General features: G+C 39.3%; 17 protein-coding genes. 7 read left to right on the plus strand and 10 right to left on the minus strand.

Features of this window, described 5'->3' with window-relative positions:
* Window positions 1-761: 761 nt before the first annotated feature.
* The gene (locus tag DRF67_RS13610) at window positions 762-3,122 is read left to right on the plus strand and encodes a TonB-dependent receptor (RefSeq protein ID WP_115928841.1); all 2,361 of its coding nucleotides are present in this window, start codon (window positions 762-764) and stop codon (window positions 3,120-3,122) included.
* 6 nt (window positions 3,123-3,128) lie between these two features.
* Window positions 3,129-4,331, plus strand: coding sequence for a hypothetical protein (locus DRF67_RS13615; RefSeq protein WP_115928842.1), 1,203 nt, complete (start codon window positions 3,129-3,131; stop codon window positions 4,329-4,331).
* A gap of 52 nt (window positions 4,332-4,383) precedes the next feature.
* Here the strand turns inward: DRF67_RS13615 and DRF67_RS13620 are convergent, their stop codons facing one another.
* The 3 genes from DRF67_RS13620 to DRF67_RS13635 form a co-directional block, all read right to left on the minus strand.
* Window positions 4,384-6,507 carry an outer membrane beta-barrel family protein gene (locus DRF67_RS13620; protein ID WP_115928843.1) on the minus strand — a complete coding sequence of 708 codons (2,124 nt, stop codon included), beginning with the start codon at window positions 6,505-6,507 and terminating at the stop codon, window positions 4,384-4,386.
* A 10-nt stretch (window positions 6,508-6,517) separates the two neighbouring features.
* Window positions 6,518-7,726 (minus strand): PepSY-associated TM helix domain-containing protein, encoded by a 1,209-nt coding sequence (locus tag DRF67_RS13625; protein WP_115928844.1) that lies wholly within the window; start codon window positions 7,724-7,726, stop codon window positions 6,518-6,520.
* A 439-nt stretch (window positions 7,727-8,165) separates the two neighbouring features.
* Window positions 8,166-8,588: a hypothetical protein gene (locus DRF67_RS13635; protein ID WP_115928846.1), complete on the minus strand. Its 423-nt coding sequence runs from the start codon at window positions 8,586-8,588 to the stop codon at window positions 8,166-8,168.
* A gap of 148 nt (window positions 8,589-8,736) precedes the next feature.
* Here DRF67_RS13635 and DRF67_RS13640 point away from each other — a divergent pair, with 148 nt between their 5' ends.
* Both DRF67_RS13640 and DRF67_RS13645 read left to right on the plus strand, forming a co-directional pair.
* Window positions 8,737-9,159, plus strand: coding sequence for a PaaI family thioesterase (locus DRF67_RS13640; RefSeq protein WP_115928847.1), 423 nt, complete (start codon window positions 8,737-8,739; stop codon window positions 9,157-9,159).
* A 114-nt stretch (window positions 9,160-9,273) separates the two neighbouring features.
* Window positions 9,274-9,618, plus strand: coding sequence for a phage holin family protein (locus DRF67_RS13645; RefSeq protein WP_115928848.1), 345 nt, complete (start codon window positions 9,274-9,276; stop codon window positions 9,616-9,618).
* A gap of 52 nt (window positions 9,619-9,670) precedes the next feature.
* Here DRF67_RS13645 and DRF67_RS13650 read toward each other — a convergent pair whose 3' ends face one another.
* Window positions 9,671-10,537: a chitobiase/beta-hexosaminidase C-terminal domain-containing protein gene (locus DRF67_RS13650; protein ID WP_115928849.1), complete on the minus strand. Its 867-nt coding sequence runs from the start codon at window positions 10,535-10,537 to the stop codon at window positions 9,671-9,673.
* A 202-nt stretch (window positions 10,538-10,739) separates the two neighbouring features.
* On the opposite strand from DRF67_RS13650, the gene DRF67_RS13655 reads away from it, so the two are divergent.
* The gene (locus DRF67_RS13655) at window positions 10,740-12,734 is read left to right on the plus strand and encodes a S9 family peptidase (RefSeq protein WP_115928850.1); all 1,995 of its coding nucleotides are present in this window, start codon (window positions 10,740-10,742) and stop codon (window positions 12,732-12,734) included.
* Window positions 12,735-12,874: 140 nt separating this feature from the next.
* The gene (locus DRF67_RS13660) at window positions 12,875-13,366 is read left to right on the plus strand and encodes a DNA-deoxyinosine glycosylase (RefSeq protein ID WP_115928851.1); all 492 of its coding nucleotides are present in this window, start codon (window positions 12,875-12,877) and stop codon (window positions 13,364-13,366) included.
* Between the two features lie 623 nt (window positions 13,367-13,989).
* On the opposite strand, the gene DRF67_RS13665 is transcribed toward DRF67_RS13660, so the two are convergent.
* The 6 genes from DRF67_RS13665 to DRF67_RS13690 all read right to left on the minus strand — a co-directional run bounded on the left by DRF67_RS13665 (window position 13,990) and on the right by DRF67_RS13690 (window position 20,887).
* Complete coding sequence (locus DRF67_RS13665) at window positions 13,990-15,033, minus strand: phosphotransferase enzyme family protein (protein WP_115928852.1); 1,044 nt, start codon at window positions 15,031-15,033, stop codon at window positions 13,990-13,992.
* A complete protein-coding gene (locus DRF67_RS13670; RefSeq protein ID WP_115928853.1) occupies window positions 15,024-15,938 on the minus strand; it encodes a nucleotidyltransferase family protein in 915 nt (304 codons plus the stop codon). The genes DRF67_RS13665 and DRF67_RS13670 overlap by 10 nt, the downstream gene beginning before the upstream one ends.
* Complete coding sequence (locus tag DRF67_RS13675) at window positions 15,928-17,325, minus strand: Gfo/Idh/MocA family protein (RefSeq protein WP_115928854.1); 1,398 nt, start codon at window positions 17,323-17,325, stop codon at window positions 15,928-15,930. Before DRF67_RS13675 ends, DRF67_RS13670 begins: the two co-directional genes overlap by 11 nt.
* A 147-nt stretch (window positions 17,326-17,472) precedes the next feature.
* Window positions 17,473-18,546 carry a serine hydrolase domain-containing protein gene (locus DRF67_RS13680; RefSeq protein WP_115928855.1) on the minus strand — a complete coding sequence of 358 codons (1,074 nt, stop codon included), beginning with the start codon at window positions 18,544-18,546 and terminating at the stop codon, window positions 17,473-17,475.
* 57 nt (window positions 18,547-18,603) lie between these two features.
* Window positions 18,604-20,139 carry a M61 family metallopeptidase gene (locus DRF67_RS13685; protein WP_165851798.1) on the minus strand — a complete coding sequence of 512 codons (1,536 nt, stop codon included), beginning with the start codon at window positions 20,137-20,139 and terminating at the stop codon, window positions 18,604-18,606.
* Window positions 20,140-20,194: 55 nt separating this feature from the next.
* Complete coding sequence (locus tag DRF67_RS13690) at window positions 20,195-20,887, minus strand: AIM24 family protein (protein WP_115928857.1); 693 nt, start codon at window positions 20,885-20,887, stop codon at window positions 20,195-20,197.
* A gap of 227 nt (window positions 20,888-21,114) precedes the next feature.
* On the opposite strand from DRF67_RS13690, the gene queA reads away from it, so the two are divergent.
* Window positions 21,115-22,164: a tRNA preQ1(34) S-adenosylmethionine ribosyltransferase-isomerase QueA gene (queA, locus tag DRF67_RS13695; RefSeq protein WP_115928858.1), complete on the plus strand. Its 1,050-nt coding sequence runs from the start codon at window positions 21,115-21,117 to the stop codon at window positions 22,162-22,164.
* The last annotated feature ends 25 nt before the right edge of the window (window positions 22,165-22,189 follow it).

The following is a 22,189-nucleotide window of genomic DNA, read 5'->3' on the forward strand; positions in this document are numbered from 1 at the left end:
TCGTTTCTATCCATCTGTTTAGTTCACTTTATTTTCTCTGGTTCTTCAGAATTTAATTATTATCTAATTTATAACTAAATCCTTTTGCAAATCTAAAGGCATCTGTGGTTCAATTAAACCGCAATAATTACAAAGCTTTCGAACACGCATTTAAATGATAAGCTCAATGCATAGAAAGTATACTAAAGCCTTATGTAAATCTGCTATTTTAGAAAGGGAATCTGCGTTATCTCCCCAATCTAGAAGAGCAAAAGGATCTGTGTAAATCCGTGTTCTCTGTGGTTCAATTAAACCACAATAATCACAAAGCTTTCGAACATGCATTTAAGTGACAAGCTCAATGCATTGAAAGTATTATACTAAAGCCTTCTGTAAATCTGCTATTTTAGAAGGGAATCTGCGTTATCTCCTCATTCTGCGAGCATAAAAATCTGTGTAAATCAGTGTTCAATTAAACCGCAAATCGAAGATTATCTTCTTTCGGTCGATAAAAGGTAAAATTATTTATCAGTAATTCATTAAAAAGCTGGAAAATCCACCTGATCAGACCTGATTGATCGGATGATATTATTCATACTCAGCAATGAACTAATGTGATCTTTTAAGTGTTTGTATCTGAATATAAATTGTTTACATGATTCAGCTCAATGCAAATGATGAAAAATATTAACTATAATTAGAATAATTAAAAATAAATAAGCCGTTTTCTTTGATCATTCATAAGAACCCTGTAATTTTGCCGTTTGTAATAATTATAAATAATGAAATTATATCAACGTATTTTTATCTTTCTCATTTTTTCTCTTTCAATGACTCTCCTCAATGCACAGAATGCCGGTTTTTCGGTTCAGGGAGTTGTACAGAATGATACAAAACAGGGGCTAGGTGGTGTCAACATTTTTGTTGAAAACACAAAAATTAAAACACAAACCGATCAAAATGGAAATTTCAGGATGAGCTACAGGAAAGGAGAGGCCGTATTGGTCTTCAGTCTGGAGGGCTACAAAAAGTTCAGGAAGAAAATAAACTTCGGTAGCGAAGGATCTCCGGTAAATATTCAGCTGACGGAGGATCAGGCAGTCGTAGAAGAAGTTACCATACATGGCAAAGGGAAGGTGAAGGCACTGCAGGACGGTGCCTTTACTGTTAATGCCATAGATGTTGCTAAACTCGCCAACACCACAGCTGATCTTAATCAGGTTCTGAACAGGACCACAGGAATTAAAGTCCGGCAGCAGGGCGGTGTAGGTTCTGACTACAACTTTTCCATTAACGGAATGTCTGGTAAAGCTGTCAAATTCTTCATAGACGGGGTTCCGTTGGAAATGCTTGGGAAAGGAGTAGACCTGAGTACATTACCTGTGAATATCGCCGATCGTGTTGAGATATATAAGGGGGTCGTTCCTATTCATCTGAGCACTGATGCTATGGGGGGAGCGGTTAATATTATTACCCCGGGAAGCAGCAGGAATTATCTGGACGCCGGTATCAGTATAGGATCTTTCAATACGCAGCGTATCAATCTTAACGGACAGTTTAAAGATGATAAAACGGGGCTTATTATGCGCATCAACAGTTTTTATAATCACTCGGATAACGACTATACCATGAAGGATATGAAAATCTGGAACGCTGCTCAGAACGAATATCAGCCACGGAATGTAAAGCGTTTTAACGACAGATATCAATCTGTTTTCGGGATGGCTGAAGTGGGCCTGGAAAATAAAAGCTGGGCAGATTCTTTCTTCTTAGGAATGTCGCAGTCGGTTTTCGACAAACAGATACAGACGGGTTCTAATCAGGAAGTTGTGTACGGTGGTGTAAAACAGAACGGTGCAGCTAATAACTACTTTCTAAAGTATAAAAAAGCCAATCTCTTCAATGGCCACCTGGATGTGAATGTGTATGCAGGGTTCTCTAGAAGTGTTCAGAAAGCAACCGACACCCTTATGCGTAAATACAGCTGGGATGGGACATTTGAGCCTTCCGCTACCAGTGAAAAAGGAGGCAGGAGCATTATAATGCAGCACGAAGACCGCTTGTATTCACAGGTAGGGGCAACTTACAAAATAGTTGATCACCATAAACTTATTTTCAACTATGTAGTGGATTATCTTAAGAATACCACATTCAATCAGCTTGAAGAGCGGAAAGAAGATGTTTCACCTGCCAAGATGACCAAACAGATCTTGTCAATGGCTTATCAACAGGATTTTTTTAATAAGCACTGGACCAATATTTTCTTTGCTAAATACTATAAAGTAGGACTTCAGAAAATGGTATTCGATCCGGTAACCAGAACGGATAATCCGGCAAAAGATAATTTCAGCAGCTGGGGATATGGCTTCGCTACCACGGTAAGAATTACGAGAGGCCTGGGCGTAAAAGGATCATTTGAACGTTCTTACCGCCTGGTGGAACCACAGGAAATCTTTGGAGATGGAGTGGCAGTAACCAGTAATATGAATCTGAAGCCTGAAACCAGTAATAATGTCAACGTAGGTTTGTATTTCAATCACCATTGGGGACAACATGCTTTTCGTGTAGAAGGTGCCGGGTACATCCGCGATACAAAAGATTTCATTTATACCGTTCCTAATTTGTACAACAGTACTTTCAAGTATGAAAACCTGTCCAATATCTATACCCGCGGACTGGAAGGAGAGCTGAGTTATCAATACAAAAGACTCCTGAATGTGTTGATGAATGTAAGCTATAACAAAGCGTATGACAATACAAAGTTTGCCAACAACAGCGAAGATGTCATTTCCGCAACTTATAAAAAAGATGTTCCCAACCAGCCCTGGCTATTTGGAAACGTAAATGTAAGCATCGGTAAAGACGACTGGTTACAGAAAGACAGCCGTGTAGAATTCTACTACGGACTACAGATGACAGAGTGGTTCTACAAAAACTGGAAAACCTATGGAAATCCCAGAAACATTCCGATTATCCCAAGACAGACCCTGCACAACATAGGGATAAGCTATTCCATGAAAAACGGAAGATATAACGTGGCGTTAGATGTCACCAACGTAGGGGATGCTCTGGCGTATGACAACTTCAAGCTTCAGAAGCAGGGGCGTGCCTTCTATATAAAATTCAGATACCTACTTAAGTAAAAGACTATGACACAATATTTCAAAAACAGTATATTTTTATTACTTGCCTGTTTAACCATCATAAGCTGTGAACGTGAACCAGGCTACGGAGATTCCGGAAGCGGCGAAAAAGACTATCAATATTTTCTGCTTTCCGCTTTAGGAAGCTGGCCCAATACCGTACATTATATGACGGCTACCAACGACCTTACCAAAGGGGAAATGGATATTACCAAAGAGGGAGATGAGATCAATTCCAAAGGTACCTATTCTTATATTGTGAAAAATGGTTTTATCTATAACTACAAAACCGATCAGGGAGTCTTCAAAAAATTTAAATACACACAGGATAGGCTGACTACTGTAAAAGAGGTTCCTTATACCTATATCAGCGATATTTCCAGCTATGTTTGGGTAGATGACAACACTTTGGTGATTGTGGGAGAGACCGGTGACGGGCAGCATATCCGGTATACTGTTTTCAATGCTTCAGACCTAAGTATTGTCCGTCAGGGGGAGATCGAAGGCTTCCAGCCTTTCCCGGATGACTATAACTTTTATACGGTGGGTGCTATGACCTATATAGATGGAGAGATTTATTTGCAGTACAGCTTCCGTAATGGTAAATGGATCACACCGGACTATTATAATTTTGCAGTTATAGATTATAAAACTTTCAAGGTGAAAAAGTCGGTAAGTGATAGCCGAAGCTCCGGAGTCGCTAATGGCTCTCCTTATTTCAAAACTGCTTTTAAAAAAGAAAATGAAGCCTTTTATTACAGCTGTTTCCCAAGGGTAGGGGCCGGATCAAGTAAAATTTACCTTTTCAGAACTCTGAAGGGAGCAACGTCGCCTGATCCAGCCTATCAGATCAATCTTACCGATCTTATAGGAGGTAAACCGCTGGAAACCGTGATCGATTATATTGGGAATAATAAGATGGTGGTGCTCTACCGCGATCCGGCATTAGGCAGTTCCTATAACGGTCGTTATGCGATTATAGACATAGAAACCAAGCAGTTGGTTCGGGTACTGGATGAACTCCCGGGAGATGAACCTTATGAACAGGGTCTGTTTGTTCAGAATAAAAAATTATACATTGCTGTCAACACCAATAAAGGAGGTAACTATGTTTGGATCTACGATGTGCAAACCGACAAAACAACCAAAGGAATGAAACTTCCGAATAATATTTCCGGTTTCGCCCGCTTCGATAAGTTCTACGACTAGTCAAAGTAGCAGAGCCTTGCCAAGATTTTAAATCTTGCCAAGGCTCTGTATTCTAGAGCTTGTAATTGAATGACAGCGTCACCACCCGGCTGTCCAGGTTGTATTTCTGTCGTATAGTAGAGCTGAAGTTGTTTCCGGTCACCCGGTAATTATTTGTTTTTAGTAAATCGGTGACTGCTAATTTTACGGTTGCTTTATCCTTCAGCAATGTTTTAGAAACACCGAGTGTCAGGTCAAAATAAGCATCACGGATAAACAGGCCAATGTTCGATTTTGAAAAGTATTGGGCATTAGCTTCTGCTTTCAGGCCTTTTGCAATGCTGAAGCTGTTTTGTGCATTGAATGTAAATGCAAGTTGTGAACTGTTTACAGAATAATTCTGGTAGTTACCCTTATACTCATTGTTGAATACATTAAGCATTGAGGTAAGCGACCAAAAGTTGAAAAGCTTTGTAGTGGCTGTGATATTAGCCCCGTATACATAAGATTTATTCAGATTGTCCTGAGTTTTTACCAGAATCCCCGTGTCCGGTTGGTAATTGTATACTTCAGTCATCACATCATTTGTCACACTAAAGTAAGCCGATGCTATAATATATTTTCCCCAGGTATATCCTAATTCTGTTGCGTGGGTGAACTCAGGATTCAGATTAGGATTTCCCTGCCAGTAATTGAATGGGTCATCATAGAATCGGAACGGATTCAGGTCGAAGTGACTCGGTCGGTTGATCCTTTTACTGTACGAAGCATAGAATCCATGCTGATCGTTCACCTGGTATTTGATGGACGCGCTTGGGAAAAGATTGGTATAATCTCTTTTTCGTTGTTCTTTGGATGTTTTCTGGTTGATGTCCGTATGGGTCATTTCCGTTCTCAATCCTAATTGGAATGTCCATTTCATCAGATTCAGCTTGTAGTTGGCGTACAGCGCATGGATCTGTTCTTTGTATTCATATTCATTACTTGCCTTATCATCATTGATCCAGTCTTCACCTTGCTGTACAAAATATTCCGAAGGATTGTTATTGGATTTTATAGTAGATTTAAGCCCTGTTTCCAGGTTATGCATTTCACTAAAAGGCAGGGTGAAATCTACCTTCGCATTAAACACCTTCAGGCGGGAAGCGATGCTGCCTCTTCTGTTGTTGAACGCCTCTGTTCCCTGATTGACCCATGCGTCAGACAACTGATTCTGACGGGAAGTAAAACGTGAGGTTTCGTATTCCAGATCTACATCTACCTTATAATCCCTGTCGTTGAAAAGGTGTGTACCTTTTAGATTATACGTGTAGTCGTACCAGTTTTCTTTACTTTTGTTATCCGAGAATACATGAGCAAAAAGATGGTCTTCAGGCTGAAAGATTCTGTTTTCTCCCATCGAAAAATCTTCATATCGTCCTATTTTAGCATCAAATAAAGCTCCAATAGTTGTTTTATCACTGAAAGCATAATCTGCACCGAATTTAAAATTATTCGAGGTTAAAGGCTCATTGGTTAATGAATTCTGGTCTGTTCTCCTTGTTATTTTCTGAGGCTGTTTTTCATCAAAGAAAACCTGGCTGAATTCCCGACGCTCTTCCTCTCCCCGGAAGGTATAGCTGTAGTCTCCGTGCAGAGACAGTTTTTTATGGGTATAGTTGAGGCTCAGTCCTGTATTCACCCTGGTTTTACGGCCCCTTCCACCGTTCAGATAATAATTCCCGCTAAGCCCTTCCGATGAGCTCTTTTTAAGGACAATATTAATAATGCCGGCATTTCCTGCAGCATCATATTTGGAAGAAGGATTGGCAATAATTTCAATATTTTTTACCAGAGTAGAGTTGGTAGAGCGCAACAGATTGGCAAGTTCTTTTGCTGACAGGGAACTCAGCTTACCATTGATCATTACGCTTACCCCTTTCTTACCACGCAGGGACAGTTCGCCTTCCTGTGATACGACGACCCCCGGTGTTTTACCCAGTAATTCCAATACAGTGGTACCATCAGACAATACACTGTTTTCCACATTAAAAATCATTTTATCGGCTTTCTGCTGAAAAACTGCTTTGTTAGCTTTGAGTACAATGCCGCTGATCTCTGACGTTTTTTCCGTTTGCAAAGAATCGACGGGATTTTCCGTTTGGGCATATGCATTCAGGCTCGCCATTAAAGGTAACCAGATATAGTGTTTCTTCATGATAATGGGTTTAGGTTGTTGTTTTCTTTTTATTGTTCCGGCCCCACCAGATCATAAAACCTGTTACTGGCAGCGAGGCACAGAATAGGCTCATAATAAAAGCCAGTATTTTTCCGGTCATGCCGAAGAATGCGCCCACATGCAAATCGTAGGTAGCGTCTGTAGCTCTTTCTGCCATAGGTTTATCTCCATGCGGACGATTAAACAGAAGTTTTCCCGAATGTTCGTCAAAAATCATCATGGAAGATTCGGCATAGGTGAATTCCTTTTCCTTGATCCAGATGCTTAAGTTATCGTGTTGGTGATCCGCTTCAGCATGATCCTCCAGGTCAACTCCAAAGGAATAAGCCTGTGGATAATGAACTTTCACCTGTTCTATGATCCGGTCTATAGTTGTAGCTGTTTCCACAGATTCCGGTGCGGTGGTTTTGTACTGGCTGTAATCCGGTGTCGCTGAGGAAAATCCATTGAGCAACACATACACCCACATTTGGGTAATACGGAATGAATACATAATTCCGGTAATCGCCACAACAACGGCCAGAAAGGAAGCATAAAAACCAAGGATGTTGTGTACATCATAATTCTTGCGTCGCCATCCTTTCACCTTTTCCCAGCGGAACCACAGACGTTGTTTACGCATTTTTTTATTCTTTGGCCACCACAGGATGATTCCGGTAATCAGCATGATTACAAAGATAATGGTAGATACTCCCACAATGGTACCGCCAATGGTATTGCTCAGCAGCAAGGAGCGATGCAAAGCCATACAGATAAAGAAAGGATTGTTTTTTACATCGTATATGGCGATGACCTTTCCGGTATATTGGTTAACATAAACATTTTTATAGACAATGATGCTGTTAAAATGATTCCAGCCTTCAGGGTCACCTTTAACCAGTCCGAATTGATAAGAACGGGCAGGATCTATAGGAATGGTAACTTCGTCAGCTTTTATAATTTCATTTTTTAACTGTGCATTGACCACATCTTTCAATTTGTGTAAAGGAATAGGCTTTTTATGAAGAATATCTTTCTCCCCATGAAAAATGTGTTCTTTACGCAATACGGCCGTAATATCTTCATTAAACACAAAAAATGCACCCGACAGAGAAACGATCAGTACTATGATACCGGAAAGGAGTCCGAGCCACAAATGAGCTTTCAGAATATATTTTTTGAACGTACCTGTAGACTTCTTTTTACCGGACTGCTGCATTTTTATTATTATTTAGTCTTATTAAAAATAAATAAGATGCAAATATAACCTATTTGTTAGAATTCTCTATAGAAAGAAAGCTTTATTTTACCTGAAAAACCTGATTTTTATTAGAATTAATGGGAATTGATAATCTGTGCAGAGGGAGAAGAAGCAATTCCGGTAAGTGGAGTTTGGGATATGTAAACGGGTTTGCTTTAAGCGTACATTATTTTTTACCACAAATGGCAGAAAACCCCTTTGAACACTTAAGTGACAGACTTGCGTATAAAAAGTACACCTGGTTTTTGAAAATTTTTGATTTTTCTCTCATGTCATTGTAGTTATTGACATCATTGTAAACTTCCTAGTGAAAAAAGGCAATAAAAGAATAAATGAAATAAGACTGATCTTTTTGATAGGTGAGCATATCAAAAGATATGGCAGGTGGCTGTAAGTATTACCGGAACAGTCTGTCATACCATCCGCTAATATCCTTTTTGATATCCTCATGATGTTTACATAAAATAAACGCCAGTTCCAGTTCCGATCTTTCTGAGGTATACGTATTCAGGGTGAGAAATCCTAAAAAATTGCCATCCTGATCTACAATAGCGGGTGGATAAGAAGCATAAGCATTCCACGGAGAGTAGGTGCTGTATTGGCTTCCGTAATTCCCATAGGTGTTCCAGATCGATTTTGAGCTGTACACGTTGCCGTAATCACTGTACCTATTCCAGACAGAATTTTTATCAAAAGTATCACAGTTCAGACATCCCAGATACTGATCCTTATCCGCACCACCATACAAATGTAAAGTCTGTGCAAGGAAATAGCTGGAGAGAAGAAGGCTCAAAAAAATGAAACTTTTTTTTAAACTCATAGGGATGGTTCCTTTACTGCAAAGCTACTATTTTGAACTGAAAAAATTGTTTTTTTGTTATGGGTGGAAGGGTTTTCTTAGAATTTAAGCCTTTTAATTTTTTATTATTTAAATCAATCTTTACATTTACAATCAAATTCAAAAAACAATGACTCCCGAGAAAAAGAAACTCATGACAGACAGCTTCAACCGTTCCGAAACGTTAAAGTTTTACAAGGCAGAGCTGTTGGAGGCCGAAACTGATTTTGTCTCTATCAGGATTCCCAAGATGGAAATGATGACCCGCAAGGCAGGGATGTTCAATGGAGCAATGATCGCTTCGCTGGTCGACGTATCTTCAGGATATGCCGCGGTAAGCCACTATGCTGAGGATTGTTATGTGGTGACAGTAGAATTGAAAGTCAATTATTTACGTCCGGCAATGGGAGATGCCCTGGTTTCAAAATCATATGTAATCAAAGGGGGTGGAAAGATCAGCGTCATCAGAACCGAAATCTTTGTCCAGAACGAAAACCCAGACTCGGAAACGCATTGTGCAACTTCTTTAGTGACCATGATGAAGATCAAGTAACAGGCAGGCTTAGATTAAAATATTCTTTAAATAAAGGATTTTTGTAGATTTTTTTTTGCCGGAATGGAATGGCTTTTGCTCAATAGTTCCCATAAACATTAAAAAAATAACGAAATGAACTTAATTATCCGTTTGTTTGTGACTGCTATCGTTGCATACCTGCTAACAAAAATTTTACCGGGAGTACAATTTGAAGGATTTTCAACAGCGATCATTTTTGCTATTGTACTGGGAGTTTTAAACATCTTCGTAAAGCCTATTCTGAGCCTCTTTGGGCTTCCGCTGACTGTTATTACATTGGGCTTCTTTGCTCTTGTTATTAATGCAGCAATTATCATGATTGCAGATTATTTTATAGACAGTATGGTGGTAGATGGCTTCTGGTGGGCATTTATCTTCAGTATCCTGTTGTCTATTGTCACCTCACTGGCAAATTCAATATTCTCTGATGGAGAGTAATTGATTTACGATACAGATCAAAATAATAAATCCACTCGGCTGAGTGGATTTATTATTTTTTAATGAATTTTAGTAAGACCAGGCTTCCATAAGGATCTTTAAGCTTTAGAAAATAATTTCCAGAAGTAAGATCACCAATAGGAATTTCATTTACAAATTTATTCTTTGACACTACTTTTCCACTAACATCTATTATTTCATACTCTTGAAAGTAGCGGCTTGTATTAACTTTTAAAATGTCTGAAACAGGATTTGGATAAAGCTTAATCAAAACACCTTTATTTTCTGATAAATTTTCATGACTCGCCAGAAATAAGCATGAAGGTGGATTCGTAATTTCTCCGTCTGTAAAATCATAATATATTGTGCTCCCCGCCGGAATCAGATGGGTACTGATGGCTTGAGGAAAATTTTCATAAATGAAGCAGTTATTAAACCGTAGATTCGCATTTTCAAAATTCTTATTAATCTTATACCATGTTTCACACCCTGTAGATTGCATCGGTATTCCCGGCCAGAGGGTATCTATTAAAAGTCCGTCAATTGAATTCGGGTTCACCATATCAATCATTACACAGCTTCCTGATGTCCATGTTGAGGGAGCTTTAAAATAAATGGCAGCTGAAGGAATATTTCCTGTGTAATATTTTTTACTGACTACAGCTGAAGGGTTTCCTTGTCCATCTACAAGAAATGCCTTGATTTCTTTGTTTTGATCAATAAGAATTTGTACGTTGTTGACCGCCGATGGTGAATTTAATGTTGGTGTACTTCCGTTAGTCGTATAATAAATTGTTCCGTTTCCAGAAATAGCTGCCTGGTACGTATTATAGTAATGAGTTCCAAGGGGAAGTATTGTTATTTGGGAAAAATAGAATGATGATAAAAATATTGATAAAGAAAGTGAAAATTTTTTCATGGAAAAAGGAGGTTTAGTTTTTTATAAAAATAGCGAAAATTTACTGATAATATATTACTTCTTCCAGTTAAGGAAAACTTTAGTGTTAATTCTTTCGTCCGTTTTTATTTTAAATATTAACTTTGGCAATCTTTGAATTTAATAAAAGGATTGTATGAAATCTTAATGATAGCAAGAATCCGCTAAAAATGAATATTGACATATGAAACTTAAGTACAGTCTGCTGGCTCTGGCAGCTCCGCTTTTAATGAATGCACAACAAGTAATGACGCCTGAGATCCTCTGGACTTTAAAAAAAGTGGGAGTACAGGCTGTATCACCGGATCAGGCTTCCCTTATTTATAAAGTAGGACAGGTAGATCTGAAAACAGAAAAAACAAAAAATGAGAACTATTTTCTGAATGTTCTCAACCATCAGTCTTCCAAAATAGATTTTGGTAAAAAGGCCCTGATTCAATGGGATAAAAACGGGATTTATGCACAGGAAGGAGATAAGATTTATCTTTCTAAAGATGCCGGAAAAACCTGGACAGATTTTTACACCATCGGTGAAGCAGATAATATTGTGATTTCCCCGGATGGCAAGAAAATCGCTTTCAGTAAGCAGGTGCTGGTAGAAAAGCTGATGGGAAAAGACAAATATAGCGATACTCCCAAAACAACTGCTCAGGTGTATACTGACCTAAACCACAGACACTGGGATTATTTCAATGAAGGAAAGTACAACCATGTATTTGTTGTGAATACTGGCGATAAAGTGGAGGGGGCAAAGGATCTTCTGGATGGGAAAACCTGGGATTCCCCCCAAAGGCCTTTCGGAGGTGCAGAAGACTTTATCTGGAGTCCGGATTCTTCACAGCTTTTATACGTTACAAAGCCTAAAAGTGGTAAAGAATATGCAACCAGTACCAATACTGATATTTTTGCCTATGATTTGGCGTCAGGATCCACTAAAAACCTTACTGAATCCAATAAAGGATACGATGTAAACCCGAAATTCAGCCCGGACGGAAAATCATTGGTATGGCAAAGCATGGCCAGAGACGGCTATGAAGCAGATAAAAATGATGTAAAGATCATGGATTGGAAAACAGGGAAGACCACCAACCTTACCTCCGGATGGGATGAAAGTGTTTCCGGAGATGTGCTATGGGGAGCGGATTCAAAAACAATCTACTTTACAGCAGCATTCAGAGGGACCAAACAACTTTTTTCATTAGATCCCAAATCTGCAAAAGTACAGCAGATTACCAAAGGAGATTTTGACGTTAATGAGATCTTCACAGATAATAAATCTTCACTTTTAGTAGGGAGAACAGATGTAAACCATGCTACGGAACTATTCTCCGTAAACCTTAAAAACGGGGATATGAAGCAGGTTACTGAAACCAATAAAGATACGTATGCCAAGTTGGCTCAGGGAAAATCTGAACTTAAAATGATAAAAACTTCGGATGGTAAAGAAATGGGCGTATGGTTCCACTATCCACCCAACTTCGATCCGAACAAAAAATATCCTACGCTGGTTTATTGCCAGGGTGGACCTCAGTCTGCACTGACACAATATTTCAGTGTAAGATGGAACTTTGCGCTGATGACAGCTCATGATTATATCGTAGTGGCTCCCAACAGAAGGGGAATGCCGGGCTGGGGAACAAAATGGAATGAAGATATTTCCAAAGACTGGGGTGGACAGCCGATGAGAGATTACCTGGCAGCAACCGATTATGCGAAAACATTACCTTATGTAGATGGCGATAGAGTAGCAGCAGTAGGAGCAAGTTATGGCGGGTACAGTGTATTTATGCTGGCAGGAATCCACGAAAACAGATTCAAAACCTTCATTGCCCACGATGGATTATTTGATATGAAATCATGGTATCTGACGACTGAAGAATTATGGTTTGCCAACTGGGATATCGGTTCTCCATGGGAGAAGCCACAGCCAAAAGCTTATACAGAATTTAACCCAAGCAACTTTGTGGAAAAATGGAATAAGCCGATCATGATCGTTCAGGGAGGAATAGATTTCCGTGTCCCTTACGAGCAAGGACAAGAAGCATTCCAGGCGGCGAAATTAAGAGGTTTAAAATCAAAATTAGTATACTTCCCGAATGAGAATCACTGGGTACTTCATCCGCAAAACGGATTGGTATGGCAGAGAGAATTCTTCGACTGGCTGAAGGAAACTTTATAAGATCATAAGATAAACGATCAATAGGAGCGGGCTTAGCCCGCTTTTTTTATGATCAGAAACCATGGGCTATAGCCAAAACTTAAATAACCCTGCTTCTCAATCTGCATCATCTGCGAGAAATAAATTGTATATATTTGAATATGCAAAACCGTATTTCTTCCTTTCCTCCTGTTATTGATTCTCATTCTGAAATCTTAATCCTTGGCTCTATTCCCGGAGTGAAATCCCTGGAGAAACAACAGTATTATGCCCATCCTCAAAACAAATTCTGGAAGATTATTTTTGAATTATTACAGGAAGAATATACAGAAGAGTACGTAGTAAGAATGGAAATACTGAAGAAGCATCATATTGCCCTGTGGGATGTCATTGATTCCTGTGAAAGGAAAGGCAGTCTGGATTCCGAGATCCGGAATGAGGAGGCCAACCAGATTGCAGAATTGCTGGAACAGCATCCTCGCGTCAAAGCGATTTTCTCTAATGGTGGTAAATCCTATAAAAACGTACAGAAGCTTCTGGGAAAAAACTATAGGTTGCCCATCTTTTTACTACCCTCTACAAGTCCTCTCCATACCATCTCCTTTGATAAAAAGCTGGAAGATTGGAAAGCTATTCTGAAGTTTTTAAAATAAAGTTAGGATCAGGCGAAAAAGTTGGGGGGCAAGCAAAAAGTTGATTTAATATAAATAGAAAAAATAATATAGGATTGTATACCATCACTGTTTGACTCCGTAGAAATAACATTCATCTACTGAAGAAAGATTAATCTTCGATTTTAGTGTGTAAGTAAAAAAATTAACCAAAGATGACGCAAATTTCCACAGATGTTTGAGGATGTTTTCGGAGTTTTTTTTAATCGGCTTTCAATCCAATAAGAACTGTGAAAAATAGTTGTATTCTTTAATCGACCTAGGAATTAGGAGCGTTAATAAACCTTTTAAGGTTCGCCGATTCAAATAAAAAATAAAAAATCAGAGGCAAAATTGATCTTGAATCCGTTAAAAAATTTCCAGTGTCTGAGCATGGCCACTCTATTGAGTCGAATAACAAGTGTTGAATCCATGCGAGTTTGGAAATTTTAGGAGGCAAGGTCAATTTTTAGCGGATGATTCCAGTCTTGAATTTTTGTATACTTTTGCTTCAAGGCAAAAGTATAACAGGGAAAAAAAATCGTCTCTCCACAACTTTTGTACCTGATCCTAAAATTCTCGCAGAAAAGCAGATATCCATGTTAATGGTACACTGGCTTGGTCATTTAACCTTGTCTCGGATGATACAGATACGCCCTCAGCCCCTTCAGCAATTCCAGTTGATTTCTTGTCCTGTCCAGGTTGTGCTCAGGATGTGTTATAGAATAATAAGTGCTGCCGTTCAGGTAATCCGTTAAAAAACGAATCTCCTGAATATAGATGGCGACTTGCGCAGCATAGTCAAGATGATCAGATTCTTTCGGGGTCAGTTTTTCTTTCAGGTAGAATAGGAAACCTTCTTTTACGGCTTCATACATTTCGGGGTTGAAATTGTTTTTGGCGCTTCCATCATCTTCCTGTGTTGTATTGGTGTATGACTGAACCATCGTTCCAAAATCATATAGAATAGTAGAAATCATCATGGTATCCAGATCTATGACCGCTAACGGATTATGGTTTTGATCGAAGAGGATGTTGCTGATTTTTACATCGGCATGGATAATCCTTTTGGGGATCTGATTGCTTCTCTCCATTGCTATCCACTTGTCCGGTAAGGAAAGAAACTGATTGGTGGCTTCTATTTCAGCCTTTGCATTTTCCTGTAAATGGGGAGCTGCATTTTTTAGTGAATTTTTATAATCCGCAATTCTTTTTTCGAAATTAAGGAAATCAGGAAGCGTATCTTCAATAGCAGGCAGATTTTCGGTGTTTACTGTAGTAAGGAAATAACTGAAGGTTTTCGCTGCTGCAAAAGCCGTTTGTAAAGAGGGGGCAGTAAGAAAGGTAATGCTGTTTTCTACGAAACTTAACATACGCCATGGCTGGTCATTCTCATCCTTTACCAACAGTTGATCATTAAGAGAAGGAATAGGCTCCACAATTTGAAATTGATAATTATTTGACCTGAGAAGCTCATTAATCAGTAAGTGATTGTTGACGATAATTTCGGGCTGTTTGAAAACGTTTTGATTGATCTTTTGCAGAATGAATTTTTTCTCCCGGTCATGATCTTCCAGAAGATAGGTTGTATTGATCAATCCATCATTGATAGGAGATAAACTGTAATGGTCCGTACCGATAAACTGAATGACAATATCTTTTAGCTCCATAATTTGTCCGGGTATCTGTTGTTTCGGATTTCTGACATCAGAAAATCCTTAATTTCTTTTTTGTCGTCTGCATAGGTAACGCCCATCCATTGCGAAGGAGATGCCTGTACCATTACTTTTACCTTGCTCTCATCCATCATCCTCTGCACTGCAGAAGGAATGTAAAACTCCTGATTCGGAAGCGGATCAGATTCGATGAAATCATAAAAGTAAGCTTCCAGATAACAGAATATATGAGGATGAAAAATAAAAAAATTCATTGATACCAGGGTGTTGGGATCTAATGGTATATTTTTGCCATTCTCATTGTAAATGATAGAATTATTGATTCTCTGAATGGAAGTCTGCTCATCTACCCTGACGAGAAAATTTTCAGGGTCCAGGGTACAGATGCCTCTTGCAACAGCTCCATTACCACTCAGTGTAGTCCCTACCGGATAAGCAACCATTCCCAATTGTGAGTCTGAAATATGATGATGATCAATTTCATAAGCCGCCAGCTGATAAGCTTCTTTTCCATAAAAATCATCAGCATTGATCATGACAAAAGGTTCCTGTATCATATATTTTGCACAAAGCACAGCATGGGCTGTTCCCCATGGTTTTTCACGGTCAGGGTAATCAAAGCCCTCCAAAGAAATAGGAATACTGTCCATTTCCTGATATACCCAATGCAGCTCAAATTTTTTCATTTCTGAGATTGCATTGAGTCTTTCAATATAGCTTTGAGGTATCAGTCTGTTGACAATAATAACTACTTTGTGAAAACCGGCTTCCAGGGCATCGTAGATAGAATACTCCAGAATCGGAGAACCGTTTCCCAGTATTCCATCCACCTGTTTAAGACCTTTGTAGCGGCTGCCCAGTCCACCTGCTAGAATGAGTAATGTTTTCTTAGAATTCATCAGTCATTCCAAATACAGGTTTACGGGTTTTCCATTTTCCATTGGTGAAATCGGGAATATCAACCGCCTGGCCGCCTTTGGCAATGGATTCTTCACTCAGCGGCGTGATAGAATACCATAATGCAAGATCATATACATCCATCGGGAACTCTATATTTCTTTTGATACATTCGATAAAGGTATTCATGACAAAGAAGTCCATTCCTCCATGTCCTGCACCTGCAGCCGTATGTTCAAATTTTTTCCACATTGGATGATCGAATTCTTTCATCCATTTTTCAGTGTTTTCCCAGCGATGGCTGTGGTTCATGGTTTTTTCAAAATAAATATGCCCCTGGTTGAAATCTCCCCATCCGAAGTCCTGCCATAGTCCTTCAGTTCCCTGTACACGGAATCCGAGATCGTACGGTCTCTGTAGGCTTGTATCGTGTGTCAAAAGTATCGTTTCACCATTTGCACAGGCAATTTGGGTGGTCACAATATCTCCCTGGTTAAATTTCACTTTCGCATTGGGGTGATTTTCCCCACCCTTGGCATGTTCTGCAATATATTTGTGAAGGCCGACAGATTTTGAGGAGAATGAAGAAAGCCTTGTCAGGCGGTTTCCACGGTTAATGTCCATCATCATGGCAACCGGACCCAACCCGTGAGTAGGGTAGAGCTCACCATTGCGTTTTACATAGTGATCTGTTCTCCATTTTGCTTCGCTGAAGCCTTTCACTCCAAATTCAGCCCCGGAATTGTAAGGTGTAACTCCGTCATTGAAAAGAACCCCTCTCAGATCATGCTGATAGCCCCCTCGTCCATGCACCAGTTCCCCAAACATCCCCTTACGGACCATATTCAGAATAGCCATAATGTCTCTTCGGTAGCATACATTTTCCATCATGAAAATAGGAACTTTCGTTTCCTCATATACCTTTACAAACTCCCAGCAATCCTGAAGTTTTATGGCTCCGGATACTTCCATCCCCACAATCTTTTTAGCACGCATGGCCTCTACACCCTGAGGGAGGTGCCATTCCCACGGAGTAGCAATAACAACCGCGTCTATATTTTTTGATTTTAACAGATTTCTATAATCGTACTCACCATTTGAAAACTCCTGGGCCGCCGGTTTATGATTGTCTTTAAGGATTTTTTGTGAAGCGGAAAGCATTCTTTTATCCGGATCAGCAAAAGCGATAATCTCTACATCACTTCGTTTGGCAAGCAATTTTACATGTTCCTGCCCCCGAAGGCCAACACCGATAAAACCTACACGAACTTTTTTATCTGTTTTAAAATCATTGGAATAAGCAAATAAAGAATTGGGTAAAACCAGTGCCCCAAAGCTTGCCAGAGTTGCAGCTTTAATAAAGTCTCTGCGGGAAGTACTCTTGTTCATCTATTTTTTTTCTAAATATATTAAAACTTTTTCAAAGAATGGTGAATGCTTTTGCTGAAAAACATAGGAGTAGAAGAACAGAAAGGGAATGCTTTAGGGTTGAAAGTTCCTGCCGGATGTTCAGTGGATATTGTAGAATTATTGGTCTTACTGTCCGTAATATGCACTGATTACTTTTTCTCTCATTTTGTTGAGGTATTTGATATCTTTTGTATTGGAAAGAATGATGACGGTGAGGTTTTTATCGACCAGATGCACCCAGTTGGCACTATGGCCATAGCCTTCACCCTGACGCTCTGCAAACACCGTGGAGACAGTACCGAATTTTTTAGGATATACCCAGAATCCCAAAGCTGTATCTTCCAATTTTTTATCGGCAGTAAGCATCGTTTCCAATGTCTTTTTGTTGAAAAGAACAGCGTTGAATACCGCCTGGTCAAATAGGAGCAAATCCTTTGGAGTAGAATACATCGCCCCGGCTGAGTAGAAGTTATCAATATACGTATTGGTAGGCATATGAAGCGCAAAGGGATCTGATGAATCCGCCGAATACCCCTCATCAATATTACTGATGATGTCATTATGGTGAAGAAATCCGGTATTCTGCATGTGGAGAGGGGTCAGTATTTGCTCCTGTAAGACTTCTTCAAAAGGCTTATGATATATTTTTTCGATAATCTTTCCCAGAAGTATGAAATCACCATTGTTGTAGCTGAACTTTGTTCCTGGCGGGTCTACCAGCTTTTCAGACAAGAAGGTGCCGATAAAATCGTCCAGGTTCCAGATGGTATTATCGTAGGCCTGGTGAATAAGTTCTGGTGAACTGATGTCTTTATGATCTCTGCCACTGCTATAAGTGAGCAGGTTTCGTATCGTGGCTTTATGGGCAGCCTCGCCTTTATATTCAGGGTAATATTTTGCAATTGGTTCGTCCAGATTTATTTTTCCTTTTTCATACAGCTGCATGATCAGTGCCGCTGTAAAAGTTTTTGTAAGCGAAAAAATATGAAACCGGGTATCATCCGAAAAAGGAATATTGTAATGCCTGTTCGATAGTCCTTTATACGTAAGCAATTCAATCTTTCCGTTTTTTGCCAATAAAACTGAACCGTTAAAATTATCTTTTGTGACAGAGGAATCAATTACTTGTTCTACCTTCTGTATCTGTGGATGGGCAAAATGAAACATGATTAACAGCAATCCCGCAAGTTTTCTTTTCATGTTAATAGGTTTTTTATGGGTAAATGTTGAGGTAGGAACGCTTGTTTTACTTAAAGTCTATTGACTGATCCATGCTTTCCGTAAAGCCGTTTGTTTTAAATCCGGGTTGGGTGAAAGACTTACTTTCCCGGTAGCTTCATCATAATTAAAGCCTACTTTGGCAAGGTACTCTTTCAAAGGAACAGGTTGCGTACCTTCTACAAAATCCCTGAAAAACGTCCGTATTTCCGGGAATGTCATTGCTGTAATTTCATCAAATAGATCGCCATCGTTAAAGTATTTGCCTGCTCCATATTTTTTCATCAGCTGCAACATCAGATCCTGGGTACCCATTTTTCCACCTGAAAGCTCACGCAGTCTGATATCAAGGCATAACCCCAATAGTGGACCTTTCTGATAAAAATTCATATACTGATCCTGTCTCTCCATCGCGTTTTTACTGATCTCTGTAAAGGAGAGGCTGTTATCAAATTCTTTCATCCCCTTTATCTTTTCTTCCAGACTTTTTTCGAAATCTTCCAGACTGATCATTTTTTGTTTGATGGGCATATGGATCGTCGCATACTCCGTCATCCCTTCATACAGCCACAGATGTTCAGACATCGATGGATTCAGAAAATCATAATGCTGGATTTCTCCGGAATGAATATTAAGGGGAGTCACAATATGAAAAAATTCATGGGAAGCCACTCTGTTTAGGGCATTGGGTAGAAAACTCATATTTCCTGAACGGTACAGGCAGACAGTGGATTGGGAGTGCTCGAGTCCGTCACCCATGAATCCTTTTTCGTTTGAGGATTCATAGTAAATCAGAAAGGCATATTTGTTCACGGGTAATGTCCCTCCCAGGTAAGCCTGCTGGTTTTTCAGAATGTTTTCGATCTCAAGCGCTATTTTTTTAGAATAATGCCGTTCCTTCTTATTATAAAAGGAGACCAATACTTCAGTATGCCCTATCTTCAGCCAGGTAGTATCGGGAACACAGTATAGAACGGGAGAATCTACCAGCTGGCGATAGTCTTTTGCGTAGACTATATCTGTATTTTTATCTTTTTGTTGGTAATCCAGGGCCGAAGAAGCATAAAAATCTTTATTTTTTGTAATGTTTATCTGATAGGGAATATCTTTCATTTCTTCAAAATATCCCACTAAGGAATTATAGTTAATGACAAAAACACTGTCTTTTTTGAACGTGCTGCCGGCAGATTTAGCTCCCTGCGTGTTCTGTTTCAGGGAGTCCCATCCGTCAGCCACCTGATAGGATATTCTGTGGACATTCTTAAGGTCATGTACCATCCAGCTGTTTTGATCCAAACGCTCAACAGTTATTTTTTTTCCTTTTTTATCTGTGGCTGCCAGATTGGAAACGTACTGTCCAAAATTCATAGCCTGATAAAATCCCGGAACCAGTTTGGGAATGATAAATTTTCCCTCTTTAAGGGTATTCCTGGGTGGAGTGAAAGAAACGGTGACTTCATCATCAGACATATGAAGAAGATCAATATGGTATTGATATTTTTGCTTTGAAGCTTGGGCAATAAGTGCAGTAGGAAATATAACCAGTACGAAAACTAACTTGATCAGTTTGTTCATCTGCTTTTGTTTTAATTCATACGAAAGTACAAAAATTGCCCAAGGTTGAGAAGCTTTATTTTTCTGTAAAGTACACTTCTTCATAAGGTTGAATCAGTACCCAGCCGTTTCCAGAAAATTTCATCTGAAATTCTTCACCGCTTCCTCTTCCGATAAGGCTCTTTAGGGAAACATTGGTTTTAAGTTCAGGACTCAGGTTTCCGGACCATGCTACGGTGGCATTGGGATCTGTAAAAACTGGCGTCTCCGGAGTGACAAGCAAAGTCAAGGGATCTCCATGGGTTGTAATGGCAATATGTCCCGTTCCCGAAAGCTTTACCTGGAAAAGTCCCCCGGCCATCATTCCAGCAATACTTTTAAGCATAGTGATGTCACTCTTTACGCTTTGCTCGTGGGCAAGAACGTCATTCCCGTTAACGCATACCGCTTCGTTATTCAGGTAGAGAATACGGACTTTCTTCCCGGAATCAGCCACATACAGCTTACCTGTTCCTTCCGCTTTCATCAGTTTGCTTCCCTCACCGCTGATTGCTTTTTTCAAAAGATTTCCAAGTCCGCCGGATAACATTCCCTGTCTTTCAAAGTTGATATTACCCACATAGCTTACCATGCTTCCTCTTTTAGTCCATACCGTCTGGTTATTAAGGTTGATTTCTAAAAGATGTTTGGTTTCCAGCTCAAAATAATCTCTTTGCTGTGGATTCTCTTTTGTTTCATTGATAAATGCTTCGATTGAATACTTGCTCATTGTTATAATTTTTTGATGTTCTGGTAGATAATTCTGGCTGCTGATGACAGAGCAGTCTTTTACCGGAGGCTAAAGTTATCCTTTTTATTCGATTGAAACCCCCGTATAATCACGGTTTTACAATTGATTGTAAATAATACTTGACAAAGGGGTGTTCAATGTCGTATATTTGCACTCCGAAAATTACACCTTGTAATTTCAATAATTTTTAAACCGTAATTTAAAAAATGAAAACATCAGATTTTAATTTTGATCTTCCTGCGGAATTATTGGCAGAACACCCATCAGAACACAGAGACGAGGCCAGATTGATGGTGCTTGACAGAAAGACTGAAACAATCCAGCACAAGTTATTCAAAGATGTAGTAGATTATTTTGATGAGGAAGATTTGTTTATCTTCAACAACACTAAAGTTTTCCCTGCACGTCTTTACGGAAATAAAGAGAAAACAGGTGCTAAAATTGAAGTTTTCCTTTTAAGAGAGCTTGATAAAGAAACAAGAGTATGGGATGTACTGGTAGATCCGGCAAGAAAAATCAGAATTGGTAACAAATTATTCTTTACCGAAGATGAATCTTTGGTAGCAGAAGTTATCGACAATACCACTTCAAGAGGTAGAACATTAAGATTCTTATTCGATGGTTCTTATGAAGAATTCAGATCGAAATTAAAAGAATTGGGCGAAACACCGCTTCCAAAATATATCAAAAGAGCAGTAGAACCTGAAGATGCAGAAAGATACCAGACGATCTACGCCAAAGTGGAAGGTGCAGTGGCTGCTCCTACCGCAGGGCTTCACTTCTCCAAGCATTTGATGAAGAGATTGGAGATCAAAGGAATCAATTTTGCTGAAGTTACCCTTCACGTTGGCTTGGGAACATTCAACCCAATCGAGGTAGAAGACCTTTCTAAGCACAAAATGGAATCTGAAGAGATTATCATTGATGAGAAAAATGCAGCCATCATCAACAAAGCTGTAGAATCTCACAGAAGAGTTTGTGCAGTAGGAACAACAACTATGAGAGCTCTGGAAACTTCTGTTTCTTCGAACAAAAAAATCTCCGCATTCAACGGATGGACTAATAAATTTATTTATCCGCCACACGATTTTGGAGTAGCAAATTCAATGATTACGAACTTCCACACCCCAAAATCAACATTACTGATGATGATTGCAGCATTTGCAGGAAGAGACTTCGTAATGCATGCTTATGAAGAAGCCGTAAAAGAAAAATATAAATTCTACTCTTACGGTGATGCCATGTTAATTTTGTAATTAATTTTAAATTATAGATTATAAA

Origin of the sequence: Chryseobacterium pennipullorum, from assembly GCF_003384725.1 — a bacterium.
GTDB lineage: Bacteria > Bacteroidota > Bacteroidia > Flavobacteriales > Weeksellaceae > Chryseobacterium > Chryseobacterium pennipullorum.

Coding starts and splice junctions, on each gene's coding strand:
- DRF67_RS13645 (WP_115928848.1), top strand. CDS start 9,274: ATGAACTTAATTATCCGTTTGTTTGTGACTGCTATCGTTGCATACCTG.
- DRF67_RS13680 (WP_115928855.1), bottom strand. CDS start 18,546: ATGAAAAGAAAACTTGCGGGATTGCTGTTAATCATGTTTCATTTTGCC.
- DRF67_RS13610 (WP_115928841.1), top strand. CDS start 762: ATGAAATTATATCAACGTATTTTTATCTTTCTCATTTTTTCTCTTTCA.
- DRF67_RS13640 (WP_115928847.1), top strand. CDS start 8,737: ATGACTCCCGAGAAAAAGAAACTCATGACAGACAGCTTCAACCGTTCC.
- DRF67_RS13650 (WP_115928849.1), bottom strand. CDS start 10,537: ATGAAAAAATTTTCACTTTCTTTATCAATATTTTTATCATCATTCTAT.
- queA (WP_115928858.1), top strand. CDS start 21,115: ATGAAAACATCAGATTTTAATTTTGATCTTCCTGCGGAATTATTGGCA.
- DRF67_RS13685 (WP_165851798.1), bottom strand. CDS start 20,139: ATGAACAAACTGATCAAGTTAGTTTTCGTACTGGTTATATTTCCTACT.
- DRF67_RS13670 (WP_115928853.1), bottom strand. CDS start 15,938: ATGAATTCTAAGAAAACATTACTCATTCTAGCAGGTGGACTGGGCAGC.
- DRF67_RS13620 (WP_115928843.1), bottom strand. CDS start 6,507: ATGAAGAAACACTATATCTGGTTACCTTTAATGGCGAGCCTGAATGCA.
- DRF67_RS13675 (WP_115928854.1), bottom strand. CDS start 17,325: ATGAACAAGAGTACTTCCCGCAGAGACTTTATTAAAGCTGCAACTCTG.
- DRF67_RS13660 (WP_115928851.1), top strand. CDS start 12,875: ATGCAAAACCGTATTTCTTCCTTTCCTCCTGTTATTGATTCTCATTCT.
- DRF67_RS13690 (WP_115928857.1), bottom strand. CDS start 20,887: ATGAGCAAGTATTCAATCGAAGCATTTATCAATGAAACAAAAGAGAAT.
- DRF67_RS13635 (WP_115928846.1), bottom strand. CDS start 8,588: ATGAGTTTAAAAAAAAGTTTCATTTTTTTGAGCCTTCTTCTCTCCAGC.
- DRF67_RS13655 (WP_115928850.1), top strand. CDS start 10,740: ATGAAACTTAAGTACAGTCTGCTGGCTCTGGCAGCTCCGCTTTTAATG.
- DRF67_RS13665 (WP_115928852.1), bottom strand. CDS start 15,033: ATGGAGCTAAAAGATATTGTCATTCAGTTTATCGGTACGGACCATTAC.
- DRF67_RS13625 (WP_115928844.1), bottom strand. CDS start 7,726: ATGCAGCAGTCCGGTAAAAAGAAGTCTACAGGTACGTTCAAAAAATAT.
- DRF67_RS13615 (WP_115928842.1), top strand. CDS start 3,129: ATGACACAATATTTCAAAAACAGTATATTTTTATTACTTGCCTGTTTA.